Source organism: Rhodococcus sp. 06-1460-1B, from assembly GCF_002258475.1.
Taxonomy (GTDB): Bacteria; Actinomycetota; Actinomycetes; order Mycobacteriales; family Mycobacteriaceae; genus Rhodococcoides; species Rhodococcoides fascians.
The window spans coordinates 1-18,771 of the sequence record NZ_NOYS01000013.1; the positions used below are offsets into that span (position 1 = coordinate 1).

General features: G+C 65.1%; 16 protein-coding genes. 4 read left to right on the forward strand and 12 right to left on the reverse strand.

Translation table 11 applies throughout. The features are described 5' to 3' along the window. Positions 1 to 90 precede the first annotated feature (90 nt). The 3 genes from CH268_RS04495 to CH268_RS04505 form a co-directional block, all read right to left on the reverse strand. Entirely contained in the window at positions 91 to 792 is a 702-nt protein-coding gene (locus CH268_RS04495) for a DUF2334 domain-containing protein (RefSeq protein ID WP_094662713.1), read from the reverse strand. Between the two features lie 55 nt (positions 793 to 847). Further along, entirely contained in the window at positions 848 to 1,357 is a 510-nt protein-coding gene (locus tag CH268_RS04500) for a glutathione peroxidase (protein WP_303396371.1), read from the reverse strand. A 131-nt stretch (positions 1,358 to 1,488) separates the two neighbouring features. Beyond that, complete coding sequence (locus CH268_RS04505) at positions 1,489 to 2,889, reverse strand: cation:dicarboxylate symporter family transporter (RefSeq protein ID WP_094662614.1); 1,401 nt, start codon at positions 2,887 to 2,889, stop codon at positions 1,489 to 1,491. A 233-nt stretch (positions 2,890 to 3,122) separates the two neighbouring features. Between CH268_RS04505 and CH268_RS04510 the strand changes: the two genes are divergently transcribed. Together CH268_RS04510 and CH268_RS04515 are read left to right on the forward strand one after the other, a co-directional pair. Continuing rightward, positions 3,123 to 4,616 (forward strand): sensor histidine kinase, encoded by a 1,494-nt coding sequence (locus CH268_RS04510; protein WP_228139393.1) that lies wholly within the window; start codon positions 3,123 to 3,125, stop codon positions 4,614 to 4,616. Beyond that, the gene (locus CH268_RS04515; protein WP_027495830.1) at positions 4,613 to 5,287 is read left to right on the forward strand and encodes a response regulator; all 675 of its coding nucleotides are present in this window, start codon (positions 4,613 to 4,615) and stop codon (positions 5,285 to 5,287) included. The genes CH268_RS04510 and CH268_RS04515 overlap by 4 nt, the downstream gene beginning before the upstream one ends. Before the next feature lie 78 nt (positions 5,288 to 5,365). Here CH268_RS04515 and CH268_RS04520 read toward each other — a convergent pair whose 3' ends face one another. Together CH268_RS04520 and CH268_RS04525 are read right to left on the reverse strand one after the other, a co-directional pair. Next, positions 5,366 to 7,498: a S9 family peptidase gene (locus CH268_RS04520; RefSeq protein ID WP_094662616.1), complete on the reverse strand. Its 2,133-nt coding sequence runs from the start codon at positions 7,496 to 7,498 to the stop codon at positions 5,366 to 5,368. Then, positions 7,495 to 8,379 (reverse strand): phosphoribosylaminoimidazolesuccinocarboxamide synthase, encoded by an 885-nt coding sequence (locus tag CH268_RS04525; protein ID WP_032374034.1) that lies wholly within the window; start codon positions 8,377 to 8,379, stop codon positions 7,495 to 7,497. The genes CH268_RS04520 and CH268_RS04525 overlap by 4 nt, the downstream gene beginning before the upstream one ends. A 63-nt stretch (positions 8,380 to 8,442) precedes the next feature. Here CH268_RS04525 and CH268_RS04530 point away from each other — a divergent pair, with 63 nt between their 5' ends. Beyond that, positions 8,443 to 9,846: an MDR family MFS transporter gene (locus CH268_RS04530; protein ID WP_032371345.1), complete on the forward strand. Its 1,404-nt coding sequence runs from the start codon at positions 8,443 to 8,445 to the stop codon at positions 9,844 to 9,846. A 57-nt stretch (positions 9,847 to 9,903) separates the two neighbouring features. Here the strand turns inward: CH268_RS04530 and CH268_RS04535 are convergent, their stop codons facing one another. Genes CH268_RS04535 through CH268_RS04545 form a run of 3 tightly spaced genes read right to left on the reverse strand, consistent with a single transcriptional unit; the run spans position 9,904 to position 13,568 of the window. Further along, positions 9,904 to 10,953, reverse strand: coding sequence for an ABC transporter ATP-binding protein (locus tag CH268_RS04535; protein ID WP_255182290.1), 1,050 nt, complete (start codon positions 10,951 to 10,953; stop codon positions 9,904 to 9,906). Between the two features lie 2 nt (positions 10,954 to 10,955). Beyond that, positions 10,956 to 12,518 (reverse strand): ABC transporter permease, encoded by a 1,563-nt coding sequence (locus tag CH268_RS04540; protein WP_255182291.1) that lies wholly within the window; start codon positions 12,516 to 12,518, stop codon positions 10,956 to 10,958. 9 nt (positions 12,519 to 12,527) lie between these two features. After that, the gene (locus tag CH268_RS04545) at positions 12,528 to 13,568 is read right to left on the reverse strand and encodes an iron ABC transporter substrate-binding protein (RefSeq protein ID WP_052061438.1); all 1,041 of its coding nucleotides are present in this window, start codon (positions 13,566 to 13,568) and stop codon (positions 12,528 to 12,530) included. Positions 13,569 to 13,684: 116 nt separating this feature from the next. Here CH268_RS04545 and CH268_RS04550 point away from each other — a divergent pair, with 116 nt between their 5' ends. Then, entirely contained in the window at positions 13,685 to 14,878 is a 1,194-nt protein-coding gene (locus CH268_RS04550) for an FAD-dependent monooxygenase (protein ID WP_094662620.1), read from the forward strand. Here CH268_RS04550 and CH268_RS04555 read toward each other — a convergent pair. The 4 genes from CH268_RS04555 to CH268_RS04570 form a co-directional block, all read right to left on the reverse strand. Continuing rightward, on the reverse strand, positions 14,875 to 15,768 hold the full coding sequence (locus CH268_RS04555; RefSeq protein WP_094662622.1) for a siderophore-interacting protein: 894 nt from the start codon (positions 15,766 to 15,768) through the stop codon (positions 14,875 to 14,877). The two genes, CH268_RS04550 and CH268_RS04555, sit on opposite strands and share 4 nt — an antisense overlap. 79 nt (positions 15,769 to 15,847) lie before the next feature. Next, on the reverse strand, positions 15,848 to 16,657 hold the full coding sequence (locus CH268_RS04560; RefSeq protein WP_094662624.1) for an ABC transporter ATP-binding protein: 810 nt from the start codon (positions 16,655 to 16,657) through the stop codon (positions 15,848 to 15,850). After that, positions 16,654 to 17,715 carry a FecCD family ABC transporter permease gene (locus CH268_RS04565; RefSeq protein WP_371828166.1) on the reverse strand — a complete coding sequence of 354 codons (1,062 nt, stop codon included), beginning with the start codon at positions 17,713 to 17,715 and terminating at the stop codon, positions 16,654 to 16,656. The genes CH268_RS04560 and CH268_RS04565 overlap by 4 nt, the downstream gene beginning before the upstream one ends. Beyond that, positions 17,712 to 18,770: a FecCD family ABC transporter permease gene (locus CH268_RS04570; protein WP_032367936.1), complete on the reverse strand. Its 1,059-nt coding sequence runs from the start codon at positions 18,768 to 18,770 to the stop codon at positions 17,712 to 17,714. Before CH268_RS04570 ends, CH268_RS04565 begins: the two co-directional genes overlap by 4 nt. Between the last annotated feature and the right edge of the window lies 1 nt (position 18,771).

Genomic DNA, 18,771 nt, shown 5'->3' on the forward strand with positions numbered 1-18,771 from the left:
GGGGGGAGGGGGGAGGGCGGGGAGTGGGGGCGGGACGCGGCGCGGGGCGGGGGTTGGGGCGGGGCGGGGTGGAGGTCAGGCAGCGAGGAGTCAGGCCACGCGAGTTCTGGTGCGCGGGATCCATTCGTAGACTCCCGCTGCGGCGTTGTGGTGCAGGGAGAGGTCGATGGCATCGAGGATTGCCTGTCGCGGCGCGGGGCGTCCGAGTTGCTTGGCGCTGATGGCCAGGCGCACCACTCCCCCGCGTCGGGCGGTGCGACCGGCGCCGAGTACGAGTGCTTTGAACCACCAGGGTTCGGCCTTGGAGCCTTCGCCTATTCCCCAGACCCGGGCGCGGATGGTGCCGTTGCGGTGGAGGTCGTGAATACCGTTGAGCGAGGCGATCATTCGGAATCCTGCATCCGGGAGCGCCTCGATGGCTCCGGGTGAGGCGATCCAGCGCGGAGCGGCGAACACTCGGGTACGCAGGCCGGTCTGTTCCATGACGCGGTCGGCGGCCATCAAGCGCAGTCGAGCTTCGTGACGCGGCAGTGCGGAGAATTCGGAGCGTCGACGCTTCGTCGCGGCCTGGTCGTAGCCGTGCAGAACGATGGCGTCGCCTCCGTCGCGTCGCGTCCGCAGCCATTCCTGTGTGGGCACGTCGGCTGCGAGACGGTATTTGTCTTTCAGCCGGGGAGCGACGAGGAGGGACAACGGGACACCCCGTCCGTCGAGTTCTCGCGCGAACTCGGCGGCATGCTCGTAGGTGTCGTTCTTGATTCCGCTCACCGACACGATCAGGCGTCCAGACATGACTCGAGCCTCGCACACCAGCGTGAACGAGGCTCGACGTCGATGCAGACAGAAGCTAAACGGCGATCGTTTCCTTCGGCAGGATCTTGTCGATCGCGGCGAGCACCTCGGGTGCGTCCGGCTCGGTGCGCGGGCGGAACCGGTTGGTGACGACGCCATCTGGGGAGATCAGGAACTTCTCGAAGTTCCACTGAACGTCTCCGGCGGTGCCGTCGGCGTCCTCGGCCTTGGTCAGTTCGGCGTAGAGCGGGTGCCGGTTGTCACCGTTGACGTCGACCTTCTCGGTCATCGCGAACGTGACGCCGTACGTGGTGGAGCAGAAAGTTTCGATTTCTTCGGCGGTGCCGGGCTCTTGGCCACCGAACTGGTTACACGGCACCCCGACGACCGACAGGCCACTGGCGGAGTACTCGTTGGCGAGCTTCTCCAGCTTTTCGTACTGCGGGGTCAGTCCGCACTTGGATGCGACATTGACCACGAGGACGGCCCGTCCGGCGTACTCGTCGAGCGAGGTGGGCGCACCACCCAGCGTGTTGATGCCGATGTTCTGAACTTCAGTCATCATCCGAACTTACCTGTGAGTACCGACAGAATGGAACCGACGCACAAAAGCAAGTACGACCCCGCTGGTGGCAGGGCCGTACTTGCGTTCTTCCGAACCGGGCGACGGGGGGATGCGCGTCGCCCGGCAGGTTCTTATGCCTTGGCGGCGTTCTTCTCGATGATGACCTGCTTGTCGGCAGGCCGGTCGTCCTCGGGGAGGTGGTCGTCGACCATGGTCTCCTCGTCGAACGGCAGGTTGCCGTCGAGCACCGTGTTGACCCGATCCTTATCGATCGTCTTGGTCCAGGTGCCGACCAGCAAGGTGGCAACGGCGTTACCCGAGAAGTTGGTGACGGCGCGGGCTTCGGACATGAAGCGGTCGATTCCGACGATGAGCTGAACACCGTCGAGCAGTTCCGGGCGGTGGCTCGACAGGCCGCCGGCGAGAGTCGCCAGGCCTGCTCCGGACACTCCGGCTGCGCCCTTGGAGGCGATGATCATGAACAGCAGCAGCGAGAACTGCTCCCCGATGGAGAGCGGCATGTTCATGGCGTCGGCGATGAAGATCGAGGCCATGGTCAGGTAGATCGCAGTGCCGTCGAGGTTGAACGAGTAACCGGTGGGGACGACGATGCCGACGGTGGTGCGCTCGACTCCGACGTGCTCCATCTTGGCGATCAGACGCGGCAGGGCCGATTCGGAGGACGACGTGGCAACGATGAGCAGGTACTCCCGGGCCAGGTACTTGACCAGCTTGAAGATCGAGAAGCCGGAGACGAACTTGAGAATCAGGCCGAGGAAGAAGAAGACGAAGATGAAGCAGGTGATGTAGAAGGCCAGCATCAGAGTGCCGAGCTGAATGACTGCGTCGAAGCCGGTCTTGCCGACGACACCGGCGATGGCACCGAAGGCACCGATCGGGGCGAGCCACAGGATCATCGTGAGGATGCGGAAGACGAGCTTCTGTACTGCGCCGATGCCCTTGAGGATGCCTTCACCCTGCTTGCCCATGGCCTGCAGGGCGAAACCGACGAGGATGGCGACGAACAGCGTCTGCAGAACAGAACCGGCCGTCAGCGACGAAAGCAGCGACGTCGGAATGATCCCGGCGATGAAGTCCATCGTCCCGCCGGCCTCGTGGGCGGTGTCGGCGAGCTTGAGTCCGGCGTCGTTCGGCGTGATGTTCAGTCCGTCACCGGGCTTGATGAGGTTGCCGACAACCATGCCGATACCGAGGGCGATGGTCGACATGCCGATGAAGTAAGCGAGCGCCAGGCCGCCGACTCGACCGACGCTGGCTGCGGCGCGTACCGATCCGATGCCGAGGACGATGGTGCAGAAGATGACCGGGCTGATCATCATCTTGATCAGGCTGACGAAGAGCGTGCCGAGGATCGACAGGTCGGACGCGAAATCCTTGGCCACCAGCCCGACGATGATGCCGGCGATGACGGCGATGATCACCGCGATGTAGAGCCAGTGCGTTCTGTCGCGCTTCTTCTTCGGCTCGGACGACGGATTGTCGTTCCGCTCAGCGTCGGTGCTGATAGTCATGGACGTTCCTTAGTGTTCCGGTGGTGCGTGAATGTGGCTGGTGGCTTCGTGATCGCCGGAGTGGAGTGAGGTGGGTCACCCCTGCTGAGAGATGATGTTGCTGCACCCAGTGACTGGAGTCACCTATACGTTCATTCTGTTCACATCGATGTTTCTTGTCTGAAAGGAATGTGTTGTCCTCGAAGCGGCCGCTGAGCGTGGCGGGCCAGGTATTGGTCCTGCAACTGGTCGTCATGGCCGTCGTCGTTCTCGCCGGCGGTATCCTGACGATCCTCAACGAGAGGTCCAACAGCGACGACGCCACCCGACGTGAGGTGACGGCTATCGCGGTGAGTATCGCCAACGAACCGTCGACGCCGCTGGCCATCGAATCCGACGACCCGACGTCTCGTCTGCAGCCGGAAACGGAGAAGATCAGGCAGGTCACCGGGGTCGATTTCATCGTCGTCATGGCTCCCGATCGCACCCGCTTCACGCACACCACCGTCGACCTGATCGGTAAACCGTTCAGCGGCAACATCGATCGCGCACTGCTCGGCGAGACGTTCACCGAGACGTACGTGGGCTCTCTCGGCCCGTCGATCAGAGCAGTCACACCCGTCACCGATACCGACGGCGAGATCGTCGGTCTCGTGTCCGCTGGAGTCACCCGACAGAAGATCAGCGATCAGTTCCTGCAAGGCCTGCCGTTGATCCTCGCAGTCGTGCTCGCGGCCTTCGTCGTGGCCGCGGCCGGTTCGACGCTGCTCAGCCGCCGGCTACGGCGTCAGACTTTGGGAATGGCTCCGGCCGAATTGCGGACGATGTACGAGCATCACGACGCCGTTCTGCATTCCATCGGCGAGGGTCTGTTGGTGTTCGGACGCAGCGACGAGGCGGAGTTGGTCAACGACGAGGCCCGACGCCTTCTCGACCTACCGGACGGGCCGGTGTCGCTGACGTCGTTGCCGGAGTCGATGCAACAGATGGACACCGGGATCGTCCGCGGTGAGCTGCACCTGACGAAAGATCGTGTACTCGTCGTCAACCAGGATCCGGTCATGTGGGAGGGCAAACGCCTGGGTAACGTCCTGACGATTCGCGATCAGACCGAGTTGCGTTCGTTGATGGGCGAATTGGATTCGGTGCGCAGTTTCGCGGAGTCACTGCGCTCGCAGGCGCACGAGGCGGCGAATCGATTGCACACGGTCATCACGATGGTCGAGCTCGGTCGGCCCGAAGAAGCCGTCGAATTCGCGACGGCCGATCTCGAACTCTCCCAGACGCTCATCGACCGGTTGATGAACGCGGTCGGCGAGCCTGCGCTCGCGGCGCTGTTGCTCGGCAAGGTCAGCCAGGCTGCCGAACAGGGCGTCGAGCTGACGATCACCGACGACACGGCGATGGAACACGAAGGGGTTCTGACTGCTCGCGAATTGGTGACGCTGGTAGGCAATCTGATAGACAATGCGATCGATGCCTCGAAAGAATCCGACCAGCCGTGGGTCGAAGTGACGGTCCGCGACGCCGACGGTGAACTCGTCGTCCGGGTGGCCGACAGTGGCCCCGGCATGCCACCGGAAACCTTGAAAGCTGCTCTCCGGCGCGGATATTCGACCAAATCCGGATCTCGCGGACTCGGCCTCGCGTTGGTGACGCAGGTGATCACGCGGCACGGTGGCACGTTGACCTCGGAAGTGACGTACGGGTCGGTGTTGGTTGCGACCATTCCGGGGGCGACGTCGTGATCCGCGTACTGATCGTCGACGACGAACCGCTCATCGCCGAGGCCCACAAGACGTACGTCGAGCGGACGCCCGGTTTCGACGTTGCCGGCGTCGCGCACACCGGCGCTGCGGCCATGCGATTCGCCAGCACCGAACCAGTCGATCTGGTGTTGCTGGACATCGGCCTGCCCGACGCCAGTGGCATCGACGTCGCCGCGGCGCTCGGCGGTCTGCGTCCGAGCCCCGACGTCATTGCCATCACCTCCGAACGTGATCTGTCGGTGGTGCGTTCGGCAGTGGCGCACGGCATCGTGCTGTATCTGCTCAAACCGTTCACGTTCGCCGCATTTCGCGACAAGCTCGAGCGCTATCGCGAATTCCACGATGCATTACCCGCCGGCGAGAACGCGTCCAGTCAGCGAGACATCGACCGTGCGATGGCGCATCTACGCACGGCCGACGAACGCGTCTCCACCCCCAAAGGCATTGCCCCGCAGACGATGGACGGCATCACCGCCAGCGTCAAGCAATCCGTCGACGGCCTCAACGCCTCCGAGGCGGCGAAGGTTGTCGGCGTATCCCGGGTGACGGCCTGGCGCTACCTCGAACGACTGGCCGACGACGGCCTGGTCACCCGGCACACCGAATACGGCAAAGCCGGGCGACCACAGGTCCGCTATGTGTGGCGTTAGAGCGACTGGCGCCGCATGTGAGTGGAAACTCGTAGCAGGCTACGAGGCAGGAGTGGAGCCTGCGGAACGACCCGAAAGTCAGCCACTCACATGGGCACCGGTCTTCTCGACGATCCAGGCGTACTCGAAGGCCGCTTCTTTCCATTTCTCGTAGCGTCCGCTGACTCCGCCGTGTCCGGCGCTCATTTCGGTCTTGAGGAGCAGGTCCGAGTCCCCCGTCTTCGTGGCACGCAGGGCCGCAACCCATTTGGCCGGTTCGACGTACAGGACGCGGGTGTCGTTGATGGACGTGATCGCGAGGATCGACGGGTAGTCCTTGGCCTCGACGTTCTCGTAGGGGCTGTACGACTTCATGTATTCGTACACTTCCTTGTCCGCCAACGGGTTTCCCCACTCGTCCCATTCGATCACCGTCAGCGGCAGCGACGGGTCGAGGATGGAGGTGAGTGGGTCGACGAACGGAACGTTGGCCAGGATGCCGTTGAACAGCTCGGGTGCGAGGTTGGCCACCGCACCCATCAGCAGACCACCTGCGCTTCCGCCGTCGGCGACCAGATGCTTCGGTGAGGTACGGCCGGTGTCGATCAGATGCTGTGCGGCAGCGATGAAGTCGGTGAAGGTGTTCTTCTTCTGCAGCGTCTTGCCCTGGTCGTACCAGTGCCTACCCATCTCACCGCCGCCGCGCACGTGTGCGACGACGAAGACGATGCCGCGGTCGAGCAGAGACAACCGCGCCACCGAGAACGACGGGTCCATCGATGCCTCGTACGATCCGTAGCCGTACAGCAGCGTGGGAGCAGGCCCCTCGGGGACGTCCTTGCGAGCGATGACCGACAGCGGAATCTGTGTTCCGTCCGGCGCGGTCGCCCACTCTCGGTGCTGCACATAGTCACCGGCATCGAACTCACCGAGAACCGGCTGCGATTTGCGGAGCAGCAGTTCGCCACTGGCGATGTCGAGGTCGTACACCTGACCGGGCGTGATGAAGGAGGTGTAGACCATCCGCAGCAGCGGCTGATCCCACTCCGGGTTCGAGCCCGCACCGACGGAGTAGAGCTCCTCGTCGAATTCGAGCTCGCGATACTCACCGTATCCCTCGTCGGTCAGCGGCCAGATCGCCATGCGGGTCAACGCTTCTCGGCGGTAGGTGAAGATCAGGTGGCTGGCGAAGGCGTCGATGTCCTCGACTCGGACGTCGCTCTGATGCGGAACCAGAATGCGCTGATCGAGTGGATCGCTGACCGGGGCCTCGGCGAGCAGGAAGTTCTCGGCCTTCTCCCCCTCGGTGCCCCAGCCGTTGACCGAGCCGTTGTGGGTGATCAGGAAGCGATCCTCACCGGCCACGACGGCGTGCTCGATGCTGTACTCGATGCCGTCCGTGCGCGGCAGCACGACGCGGAATTCGCCCTCGGGATCGGTGGATTCGAGGACGAGGCACTCGGAGGTGATCTTCGAGCCGACCCAGATCATCAGGTACTTCTCGCTACGGGTGGAACCGAATCCGACCCAGTAGCTCTCGTCGGGCTCGTGGAAGACCTTGACGTCCTCGGCCTTACCGAGCGTGTGCCGCCAGACGGTGTCGGGACGCCAGGACTCGTCGACCGTCAGGTAGAACACGTGGGTAGCGTCGGCGGTCCAGGTGGCTCCCGGCGCGACGTTCTCGATGGTGTCGGCGAGCAGTTCACCGGTGTCGAGGTTCTTGAAACGCAGCGTGTACCGCTCGTCGCCCTCGGTGTCGGTGGAGTACGCCAGCAACGTGCCGTCGAGGCTGATCGAGAATGCACCGAGCGAGAAGAAGTCGTGACCCTCGGCTTCGACGTTGGCGTCGAGCAGGATCTGCTCCCCCGGCACGTCCACATCGGACGACAGTGTCGGCGGTGTCCAGTCGTCGGGAGAGTCGACGGGGCAACGGCATTGGAGGCCGTACGACTTTCCCTCGACGGTGCGCGAGTAGTACCACCACTGGCCCATGCGCGTCGGCACGGACAGGTCGGTCTCCTGGGTGCGCGATTTGATCTCGTCGAAGATCTTGCCGCGGAGTGCTCCCAGTCCGGCCGTCTGCTGCTCGGTGTAGGCGTTCTCGGCTTCGAGGTAGGCGATCACCTCGGGGTCTTCCTTGGCGCGCAACCACTCGTAGTTGTCGATGAACGTGTCGCCGTGATGGGTGCGCCCCTGCGGCACCTTCTTGGCAATGGGAGGGGTGATCGTCATGGCGTGACCCAATCGTCGAAGTTCAGGCCCGAGATGCGCTCGTAGGCCTCGATGTAGCGGCTGCGCGTTGCGGCGACGACGTCGTCGGGCAACGGTGGCGGTGGGGTGTCGGACGCTCGGTCCCAGCCGGATTCGCCGGTCAGCCAGTCGCGAACGAACTGCTTGTCGAAACTGGGCTGAACGCGACCTTCTTCGTACGAATCGGCAGGCCAGTAGCGTGAGGAATCGGGGGTGAGCACCTCGTCGGCGAGAACGAGGTTGCCGTCGGCATCGGTCCCGAACTCGAACTTGGTGTCCGCGAGAATGATTCCGCGTTCCAGAGCGAAGTTGGCTGCACGCGAATAGATCTCGATGGTGTCTTCGCGGAGCTTGAAGGCCAGCTCGGCACCGACCAGTTCGACGGCCTGGTCGAAGGTGATGTTCTCGTCGTGCTCACCCAGTTCGGCCTTGGCGGCAGGAGTGAAGATGACCTCGTCGAGTTTGCTCGATTCGATCAGGCCGGGCGGCAGTTCGACGCCGCACACGGCACCGGTCGCGTTGTAATCCGCCAACCCGGATCCGGTGAGATAGCCGCGAGCAACGCACTCGATCGGCACCATGTTCAGCTTCTTCACCACCAGGGCGCGGCCGAGCAGTTCGGCGGGGATGCGTTCGTCGAGCGGATCACCGGCCAGGTGGTTGACGCCGCCGAGCTCCTCGAAGAAGAACACGCTCATCGCCGTCAACACCCGTCCCTTGTCCGGGATCGGGGTGTCGAGGATGTGGTCGTAGGCCGAGATTCGATCGCTCGCGACGAGCAGCAGATGCGCGTCGTCGATCGTGTACAGATCGCGGACCTTGCCGCCGGCCAGATGCTCGTAGCTACTCAGTGATGGTCGCACGAGGCTCAACACTATCTGGGCCGGTGCCGCCACGTCGGCGGGCAGGGATCACAATGACTAGCAATGGCAACGACCGAATCGACCCCGGACATCGGATTCCGCTCCGAACGCGGTCCCATCCTGATCGCGCTGATGCTCAGCTCGTCGCTGGTTGCGCTGGACGCGACGATCATCGCCACTGCGGTGCTCACCATCGTCGGCGACCTCGGCGGGTTCGCGCAGTTCCCGTGGTTGTTCTCGATCTACCTGCTGGCACAGGCTGTCTCGGTGCCGCTCTACGGCAAATTGTCCGATCTGTTCGGGCGCAAGAAGATCATGGTGTTCGGCATCGCGGTGTTCTGCCTGGGCTCGATTCTGTGCGGCCTGGCGTGGAGCATGCCTGCTCTGATTGCTTTCCGCGCGATTCAGGGACTCGGTGCGGGTGCCGTCCAGCCGATGTCCATCACGATCGCAGGCGACATCTACACGCTGCCCGAGCGCGCCAAGGTGCAGGGCTACCTGGCCAGCGTGTGGGCGATTTCCTCGGTGCTCGGCCCCGCCCTCGGTGGCGTCTTCTCCGAGTACCTGTCGTGGCGGTGGATCTTTTTCATCAACATTCCGCTGTGCGCGGTGGCGGCGTTCATGTTGCTGCGCAAGTTCGAGGAAGGCGCAGTCGAACGCGCCAAGCCGAAGATCGATTACCTCGGTGCCGCTCTGCTCACGGTCGGCGCGACGATGGTGCTCCTCGGCCTGCTCGAAGGCGGCCAGTCCTGGGCGTGGGGTTCGCCGATCAGCATCGCGATCTTCGTTGTGGGCTTCCTGCTGCTGGCGGTGTTCGCATGGGTCGAGTCCCGCGCCGAGGAGCCGATCCTGCCGCTGTGGGTGTTCACCCGGCGGGTGCTGGTGGTCAGCAGCTTCATCTCGTTGCTCGTCGGAGCGTTGATCCTGGGACTGACGTCCTACGTCCCGACCTTCGTACAAGGCGTGTTCGGCACCGGAGCCATCATCGCCGGCTTCTCGCTGTCCACGCTGACCCTCGGCTGGCCGATCGCGGCATCCCAGTCCGGGCGGGTGTACCTGCGCTTCGGCTTCCGCACGACGGCAGTGGTCGGCGGTTCGATCGGGATCGTGGGTACGGCACTGACGACTCTGCTCGACGCCGATTCGCAGATCTGGCACGTCGCGGCGATGTGCTTCGTCATCGGCCTCGGCATGGGGTTGATCGCGAGCCCCACATTGATCGCCGCACAGTCGAGCGTCGAGTGGGCCGAACGCGGCGTCGTCACCTCCACCAACATGTTCGCCCGTTCACTCGGTAGCGCCGTCGGCGTCGCGGTGTTCGGTGCCATCGTCAACGCCCGTGTGTCCGGAGATCCAGAACCCGAACAACTGTCCGACGCCATCCATCTGGTCTTCATCGGAGTGCTGGTCGCCGCCGTCCTGATGACTGTCGCTGCGGTGTTCATGCCCAAGCGCACGGCCCGATAACTCGCCCACTGCGCAGGGTTCCGCCGCGTACCGCGACCGGAACCCTGCGTCACGGCATCAACGCACCGAACGCGGAAACCAGTGCACCGGTGAGGTCACCGAGACGTTCACGGCTGTACCGGGAGCGAATCGGTCGCAGGCCCGAGCGACGACACGCAGCCGGAGCCCGGTATCGCGGTGTCGCACAGTGACCGAGCATTCGGGGCCGGTGAAAACCTCGTGTTCGACGAGAAATTCGCCATCCTCGCGCTCCGAGACCACCAACTGTTCGGGCCGGAGCAAGACCTGCCCCATACCCGTTGCCCTGGTGGTGGATTCGAGACGACCGAGAACGGTGTCGACCCAACCGTCGCGCGCGGCAGCGTCGACGTAATAGGCGTCGCCGACGAAGCTCGCCACAGCCGGCGTGGTGGGCCGCTCGTACAGTGCACGCGGCGTATCGACCTGCGCACAGCGCCCGCCCAGCAGGACCGCAACCCGATCCGCGGTGCCCAGAGCCTCGGCCCGATCGTGGGTGACGAGAATCGACGCGGTCTTGCTGGTGAGCAACAACTCTCGCACGTCCTGCCGAATCGAGGTCCGCAGACCTGCATCGAGAGCAGCGAACGGCTCGTCCATCAACACCACCGACGGAGCCGGGGCCAACGCGCGCGCCAACGCGATCCGCTGCTGCTGCCCGCCCGAGAGTTCGCTGGGTCGAACCGCACCGGCGTCGGGCAGTCCGACGAGCTCGAGCATCTCGTCGACGCGTCGGGCCCGTTCGGCTCGGCCGGACAGGTACGGCCGCACGAACCCTGTGCGCAAACCGAATTCGATGTTTCGGCGCACCGTCAGATGTGGAAACAGTCCACCTTCCTGCGGCATCAGGCCTACTCCCCGCTTCTCCGGTGGCACCTGAACACGCCTGGCGACGGAGAGGTCGCGCCCGTCGGCGGTGATGCGGCCCGCGTCGATACGGTGCAGGCCTGCGATCGATCGCAGCAGAGTCGTCTTGCCGCAGCCGGAGGGTCCGAGAACGGCGAGCATCTCACCGTCGCCGAGGTCGAGATCGATTCCGTGCAGCACCGTCGTACTGCCGTACGAGGCAACGAGATCGGACATCACCATGCTCATGACAGTGTCACTCGCTTTCGCGTCGTACGCCGCAGCGCCCGAGTCAGGACGATCGTCGGGACCACGGAGATCAGGATCAATGCGAGGGCGTAAGGGGCTGCCTCGCCGTAGCGGAATGCCTCGGTGGTGGACCACAGCGTGGTCGCGAGCGTGTCCACACCGCGGGGACGCAGCATCAACGTCGCCGGTAATTCCTTGGCGACGGTCAGGAACACCAGGGCGGCTCCGGCCGCGATGCCGGGCGCGGCGACAGGAATCGTCACCCGCAGGTCGGTGCGCACCCGCCCGGCACCGAGGGTCCGTGAAACATCCTCGAGCACAACCGGAGTGGCGTCGACGACCGATCGGGTGCTGCCGACGGCCAACGGCAGGAACAGCACCACGTACGCCACCACCAGCAGCACCGCGGTCTGATAGAACGACGGCAGAAATCTGATTCCGAGAAACACCGTCGCCAGTCCCACGGTGATACCCGGGAGACCGTGCGCAATGTACGTGGACAACTCGGCGGTGCGCGCACTGCGGGACGTGGACCGGGCGGCGAACAACGCCACCGGCAACGCAAGCACGGCGACCACCAGAGCAGCAGTCGCCGAGTACTGAACCGTCTTGGCGCTGACAGCCAGCACGTCCGCCCAGTCGACGGTGAAGCGCAGCGATCGACTGAGCCATCGCGCCAGGGCCAGAATCGGTACCAGCACCGAAACACCGAGGGCTGCAACGATAACGGCCAGAGCAGGCACGCGCCACCGGCCGAGAACCACAGGCTCGGCCATCCGGTCGGTTCCCGATCCCACCCGCGCCGTGGCCCCGCGTCGAGCACGCCGTTCGAGGAGGGTCAACACCAACGCGCCCACCACGAGGACCAACCCGAGAACAGCGGCCGCGGTGCGATCGAGCCCGCCGCGGTAGGCGCTGTAGATGCCCAGAGTGAAGGCGTCGTACCGCATCAGTGCCACCGCCCCGAAGTCACTGATGGTGTACAGCGCCACCAACAACGCGCCTGCTGCCGCAGCCGGAACGACGCGACGGCACTCGACGGTCAATGCGGTGCGTACCGCCCCGCGGCCGAGGGTGCGGGACACTTCGGCCAACGACGGGTCCGCGGTGGCGAACGCCGCGGACACCGGCAACATCACCAGCGGGAAGCACGACAACGTGAGCACCAGCGCAGCACCGGAAAATCCTGCAAGGGAGGGAAATTCGGCGATCCACAGATAACCGGACACGTACGACGGGATGGCCAGCGGTGCCGCGAGGATCATCGAGAAGATGCGTCGACCCGGTAGATCGGTTCGGACGGTCAACCAGGCGAGCAGCGTGCCCACCACGACGGAGGCGACCACCACGGTGAGCGCGAGCGTGGCCGTCCGGACAACGAGGTCGAGGGTGCGTTGCCGCAGGAGCAGCCGCAGTACCTTCTCGGTTCCGCCGTCGAACGCTCGAACGAACAGGTACACCAAGGGTGTCAGCGTCAGCGCTCCCACGCACAACGCGGCCGTCCCGAGAACGGGACGACCGCCGAAGTGGCGCCGCCGAAGCGGCTGGAGTGCGGACACGAACACCGACTAGATGATTCCGACGTCGGTGAGCAGGGTCTGGGTCTCCTCGAGGGACGAGAGTCGGCCCAGGTCGAGGTCGGTCGAACCCAGGTCCGACAGCGGCGGCAGGTCGTAGTCGGACGTGACGCCGTCGATGACGGGGTATTCGGCGGTCTCGTTGGCGAAGTACGTCTGCGATTCGGTCGAGAGCAGCTCGCGCACGAAATCGAATGCCGCTTCCTGGTTGTCCGACGCCGCCAGCACACCGGCACCGGCGACGTTGATCAATGCGCCGGGGTCGCCGGGCTCGAAGTAGTGCAGCTCGACGGGAGCGTCGGCACCGTTCTCGTCCTTGAACGGGTACCAGTAGTAGTGGTTGAGCAGACCCGTGGCGACCTGCCCGTCGTTGACGGCGGTCAGCAGCGGACCGTTGCCCTCGAACGCGACCGGCTCGTTGGCGACGAATCCTTCGAGCCAGGTGCGAGCACCCTCCTCGCCGCGCTGCACGCGCAGCGCGGTGACGAACGCCTGGAACGACGCGTTGGTCGGTGCGTAGCCGATCTGTCCGCGCCAGCGTGGGTCGAGCAGTCCGTCGATACCGGTGGGCAGGTCTGCTGCCTGCACCGAATCGGAGTTGTAGGCCAGCACGCGGGCCCGTGCGGACGTGGCGACCCAGGTGCCGTCGGTGCCGCGGTACTGCTCGGGGACGAGCGCGAGGATGTCCTCGGGCAGCGGTGCGAGCGCCCCTGCTTCGTCGAGGGCCCCCAGTGCACCTGCATCCTGGCCGTAGAAGACGTCGGCCGGCGTCGCGTCGCCCTCTTCGAGGATCTTCGCGGCCTGGGCGTTGGTGTTGCCCGAGTAGTCGACCTCGATGCCGCCGCCGATGCGTTCGATCAGGGGGTCGACGAGTTCTTCGCCGCGGCCGGAATACACCACCAGGGCGGACTCTGCGGTGGCGGACTCGGAGGTGGAGGTGGTGTCACCGGAGTCCGAAGAGCTGCAGGCGACCAAACCGAGGGCAAGGGTTGCACTGCACGAGAGCAGCGCCAGACGGCGAACGGTGAACACGGTTCTCCTGACGAAAACGGGTCAAACGGACAATTCGAGAAAGTACACCACCAAGGTGAGGCTCAGCTACTTTCCCCCCCGGATTGAACGACCGGCAGCCCGGGCATTCCCGCCCGATGACCGAACGCGTGCTCGTCACCGGTGCCAGCATCGCCGGCCCCACCGTCGCCTACTGGCTCGACAGAGCGGGATACGACGTCGTCGTCGTCGAGCGCAGTCCGCAGCTGCGTCTGGGCGGCCAGAACATCGACGTCCGCGGTAGTGGACGCGAGGTGCTGCGGCGCATGGGCCTGGAGCAGACCCTGCTGGCCAACGGCACCACCGAGAAAGGCACCAGATTCGTCGACGATTCCGACGCCACCATCGCGGCCTTTCCGGCCGGAGACGGATCACACGACGGGCCGACGGCGGAGATGGAGATTCTGCGCGGCGAGTTCGCGCGGATTCTCGTCGAATCAGCCGGTCCGCGAACCGAGTACCGGTACGGCGATCGCGTCGTCGGCGTGGCTCAGGATTCCGACGGAGTGGATGTCATGTTCGCGTCGAACGCATCGGAGAGGTTCGATCTCGTCCTGTTCGCCGACGGAGTCCGTTCCAGCAGTAGGGAACTGGTTTTTCCTGCCGAGGCGGAGACCACGCCGGTCGGCCTGTACACCGCGTACGGGGTGTTGCCGAAGGGACCGAGCGACGACGGCTGGTGGCGTTGGTGCAACGCCACCGGATCCAGAGTCGCCAATCTGCGCCCGGACAACCTCGGCACGACGCGTTTCAGCCTGTCCTGGGTGTCCGACGACGGCGGGTACGAAGGCGCGTCCACCGAACAGGTGATTGCCGCCTTGCGGACGAAGTTCGCCGACGTCGGCTGGGAAGTGCCCAGAATCCTGAATTCACTTGGACCGGATTCGGAGCTCTACGTCGACTACCTCGCGCAGGTGAAGGCCCCGCGATGGTCGAACGGCAGAATTGGCATGCTGGGCGACGCTGCGTGGTGCGCAACACCATTGAGCGGGATGGGCACCACGTTGTCGGTCACCGGGGCCTACGTGCTCGCCGGGGAACTCGCCCTAGCGCGCGATCATCGCGCCGGGTTCGAGGCCTTCGAGGCGCGCATGCGTCCGTTCGTGAATCAGGCTCAGAAGCTGCCGCCCGGCGTGCCTCGCGTCGCGCATCCGAAAACGACTGTGGGAGTAGCTGCTTTTCGCACCGTGCTGCGCCTGGCCGGATCGAAGCCGGTCCAGGCGGTCACGAGCAGATTCCTCGGTCCCGACGCGGCGACGCTGGAATTGCCCGACTACGAATTTCGGCGTTAGAGCCCGACCCGCTCGAGCAGCGCGTCGAACGCCTCGCTGGCTTCCTGCTCGGTGCGGCCGGATTCGATGACGCCGTTGTACACCGCAAGCGCCTCCTCCTGGTACTGCTTGTACTTTTCGAGCCACTTCTCCGAGTCAGCGCGCCAGTAGCCGATGATGTCGAAATACTTGTTGTCGTAACCCAAGTCCTTGCGGAAGTACTTGCGTACCCGACGCGAGGACGACGCCTCGGCGGCGAACCACACGTAGCCGCGACCCTCGGGTAGCGGGTATGCGAGCACCGCGTCGTCGAGCACGCTGGCGCTGTCTCCGTTTCCGGATCCGATACGCCAATCGAACGTCACGTCGGCGGCTGTCTCGAACGTCTGGATGTCACCGCGCTCGAGTACCTCGACGATGGCGTGTGCGCGGGTTCCTGCGGGCAACTGCTCGATCAGCCGACCCAGCGCAGGAACCCCGGTCATATCGGCCACCATCAGCAGCCAATCGACGTCGGCGGGCGGTGAGTACCACGACCGCGGACGGGTGAAGAGCACCGTCTGGCCGGGGGCGGCCTGCTGGGCCCAGGTGGCCGCGACGCCACCCTCGTGTGCGAAGAAGTCGACGGTCAACTGGCCGCGGTCGGGATCGACGCGGCGGATCGTGTAGTTCCGACCCTCCGGCGCGTTCTCGAGGCCGTGGAACCACCACAGGCCGTCGACCTCGGTCATCGGCGGCGGTGCCGACTCGCCTTCGCGCGGAAAATAGACCCCGACGCACTCGTCGGGTGCTCCGATCGTGCGATAACCGGCGACGTGCTCGCCGCCGAAGGTGACGCGCACCATGTGCACGGTGAGTTGCTCCACCGCAACGACGTCGGCGTAGTGGAAACCACGCTGCTGATCGGTCATCTTCGTCCTCGATACATCTCTCGTCCGACTGTGCGAGAACCCTCAGGCTAACTCGGCGGCAATTCTGTTCGATTCTAAACTAAGCCTTGCCTAGCCTGCCAGCGGCCACCTTGGGTATCACCAACGGAGTGTGCGATTCCGGATCGTCGATGATGCGGCACGGCAGTCCGAACACCGCCTCGACCAGTTCGGCGGTGACGATCTCCGCCGGTGGGCCCTCGGTGACCACCGCGCCGTCCTTCATCGCGATGATGTGGTCGGCATATCGACATGCGTGGTTGAGATCGTGCAACACCGCAACGAGGGTGTTGCCGTTGTCCCGATTCAACGTGGCCAGCAGGTCGAGAAGTTCGATCTGATGCGCGATGTCGAGAAACGTCGTCGGCTCGTCCAAGAGCAACAGCGGTGTCTGTTGCGCGAGAACCATTGCCACCCACACTCTTTGCCGCTGTCCACCGGACAGCTCGTCGACCGGACGGGCCGACAGCGACGTCACTCCGGTCGCAGTCATGGCCTCCACCACCGCGGCCTCGTCGGTGGCGGACCATTGCCGGATCAACTTCTGATGCGGATAGCGGCCTCGCGCAACCAGATCGGCCACCGAGATGCCGTCCGGCGCGATGGAGGTTTGCGGCAGGAGCCCGAGTCGGCGAGCGACCTCCTTCGCCGGGTACGACGAGATGGACTTGCCGTCGAGCAATACCGTCCCGCCGGTCGGCTTCAGCAGCCGCGACAACGCGCGCAACAGTGTCGATTTACCGCAGGCGTTCGGCCCGACGATCACAGTGAACTTGCCGTCGGGAATCTCGACTGTCAGCTTCTCGCTGATGATTCGTTTGTCGTATCCGACGGTGATGCCGTCCGCGTACAGGCGTGGCCTCGTCGTCATTGTTTCCGCCCTTCTCGTGCCAACAACCAGACGAAGTACGCGCCGCCCACACAGACCGTCACCACGCCGACCGGAAGTTGAGTGGGTGCGAACACTCGTTGCGCTGCAACGTCACTGACGATCAGGAGCAGAGCGCCCATACACGCCGCGGGCACCATCGCCACCGACGAGGCACCGGTCAGTCGCCGAGCCAACTGCGGCGCCGCGAGCGCAACGAACGAAATGGGCCCCGCTGCGGCCGTGACCAGTGCCGTGAGGGCGACCCCGAGAATCACCAGCATCAGACGCGTCGGCTCGACGCGGATTCCGAGCGCTCTCGCCGCGTCGTCACCCATCTCGAGTACCGGTAGCCGTGTCGACAGCGCCGCCGCCACGGGGGTGACGACAGCGAGGGCCACGAGAACGGGAACCACCTGCGGCCACCCCAGCCCGTTGAGTGTGCCCGCGCCCCAGACGGCGGCTGCGATTGCCTCGGAGACATCGGCTTTCACCACGAGCCAGGTATTGACGGACGCCAGGACGGCACTGACCGCGATACCGACGATGATCAATCGAAAGCCCTGCACGCCGCGCTTGTAGGCGAGCACGTACACCACGGCGGCGGCCACCAGTCCGCCGACGAGCGCGCCCGCTCCGGTCCGGTAGTAACCGCCGCCGAGCGTCAGGATGACGACGAGAGCGCCGGTGTACGCGCCGGTCGAGAAGCCGATGATGTCCGGGCTGCCCAACGGATTTCGCGTCAACGACTGAAAGATCGCACCCGACACCCCCAGGGCAGCTCCGAACAGGAATGCCAGCGCAACCCGGGGGAACCGCGACTGCATCACGACGATCTCGGTGATGCGCGGGGCGTCGCCGAACACCGCTGCGAGCACCTGGCCCGGTGGAACGTGGTAATCGCCGGTGCCGATCGCGAGGACGGCGACAACCGCTGTCAGCAACAGCAGGGCCGCGCAGACGAGGACCGTACGAACGTCGATTCGTGCGCCCAGCACTGTGCGAACGATCCACACCCTTCTGCCGAAGTCGATGTTCCCGGCGCGCGGTGCCCGGATCACAGCCCGCTCGCCTTCTTTCGGCGGACCAACAGGATCAGAACGGGAGCCCCGACGAAGGCGGTGACGATACCGACCTGCAACTCCCCCGGCTCGATGACGATTCGGCCGACGACGTCGGCGAACAACAGCAGTGCCGGTGCCGCGAACACGGTGTGGATCAGAATCCAACGCTGGTCCGGCCCGACGAACCAGCGCACCATGTGCGGCACCATCAGCCCCACGAACCCGACCGGTCCCGCCGCCGCAGTCGCTGCTCCGGCCAACAGGGTCACCGCAACGACCCCGACGGTCCGCGTCCGAAGCGCATTGGCTCCCAACGACCGGGCCAGCTCGTCGCCCAGTGCGATCGCATTGAGCGGACGCGCGACGAGCGCCGCAAGACACAGTCCGAGTACGACGAACGGGCCGGTCGCCGCCGCGATGTCGAGGCCTCGACCCGCCAACGAGCCTGCGCCCCAGAACCGCATCCTGGCGAAGGCGTCCGGGTCCAGCAGCAGCATCCCGGAGGTGACGCCGCCGAGCACCGCACCGAGGGCAATACCGGAGAGCGTCAAGCGAATCGGAGTGGCACCCGCTCGTCCCACCGAACCCAACGCGTACACCGCGACGGTGGCGAGAACGGCACCGACGAACGCGAACCACACATAGAACCGAACGTCGGTCACGCCCAACACCCCGACTGCGAAGGCGACGAAGAGTGCCGCTCCGGCATTGACGCCCAGAATGCCCGGGTCGGCCAACGGGTTGCGCGTCATCGCCTGGATCAGCGCGCCCGCGACGCCGAGCGCGGTACCGACGAGCACACCGAGCACGGTCCGTGGAACTCGGAGCTCGCGGACGATCACCGCGTCGGTGGAACCGTTCGAAGACCACAGTGCGTGCCACACGTCACCGACAGCGATGTTCTCGGCTCCCACAGCGATACTCACCAGGCACAGAATCGCGAGGACGACGACGACGAGAATCAGACCGGCGGTCCTGCCGGCATCGGTTCGGGCCAGACCACCGACGAGAGCCGGAACATCGCTCTGTTCCGGCTCGTCGCCCGCAGTGATA

Excerpts from the sequence above, each read along its gene's own strand:
- CH268_RS04495 (WP_094662713.1), bottom strand. The coding sequence starts at position 792 with ATGTCTGGACGCCTGATCGTGTCGGTGAGCGGAATCAAGAACGACACC.
- CH268_RS04500 (WP_303396371.1), bottom strand. The coding sequence starts at position 1,357 with ATGATGACTGAAGTTCAGAACATCGGCATCAACACGCTGGGTGGTGCG.
- CH268_RS04505 (WP_094662614.1), bottom strand. The coding sequence starts at position 2,889 with ATGACTATCAGCACCGACGCTGAGCGGAACGACAATCCGTCGTCCGAG.
- CH268_RS04510 (WP_228139393.1), top strand. The coding sequence starts at position 3,123 with ATGGCCGTCGTCGTTCTCGCCGGCGGTATCCTGACGATCCTCAACGAG.
- CH268_RS04520 (WP_094662616.1), bottom strand. The coding sequence starts at position 7,498 with ATGACGATCACCCCTCCCATTGCCAAGAAGGTGCCGCAGGGGCGCACC.
- CH268_RS04530 (WP_032371345.1), top strand. The coding sequence starts at position 8,443 with ATGGCAACGACCGAATCGACCCCGGACATCGGATTCCGCTCCGAACGC.
- CH268_RS04535 (WP_255182290.1), bottom strand. The coding sequence starts at position 10,953 with ATGGTGATGTCCGATCTCGTTGCCTCGTACGGCAGTACGACGGTGCTG.
- CH268_RS04550 (WP_094662620.1), top strand. The coding sequence starts at position 13,685 with ATGACCGAACGCGTGCTCGTCACCGGTGCCAGCATCGCCGGCCCCACC.
- CH268_RS04555 (WP_094662622.1), bottom strand. The coding sequence starts at position 15,768 with ATGACCGATCAGCAGCGTGGTTTCCACTACGCCGACGTCGTTGCGGTG.
- CH268_RS04560 (WP_094662624.1), bottom strand. The coding sequence starts at position 16,657 with ATGACGACGAGGCCACGCCTGTACGCGGACGGCATCACCGTCGGATAC.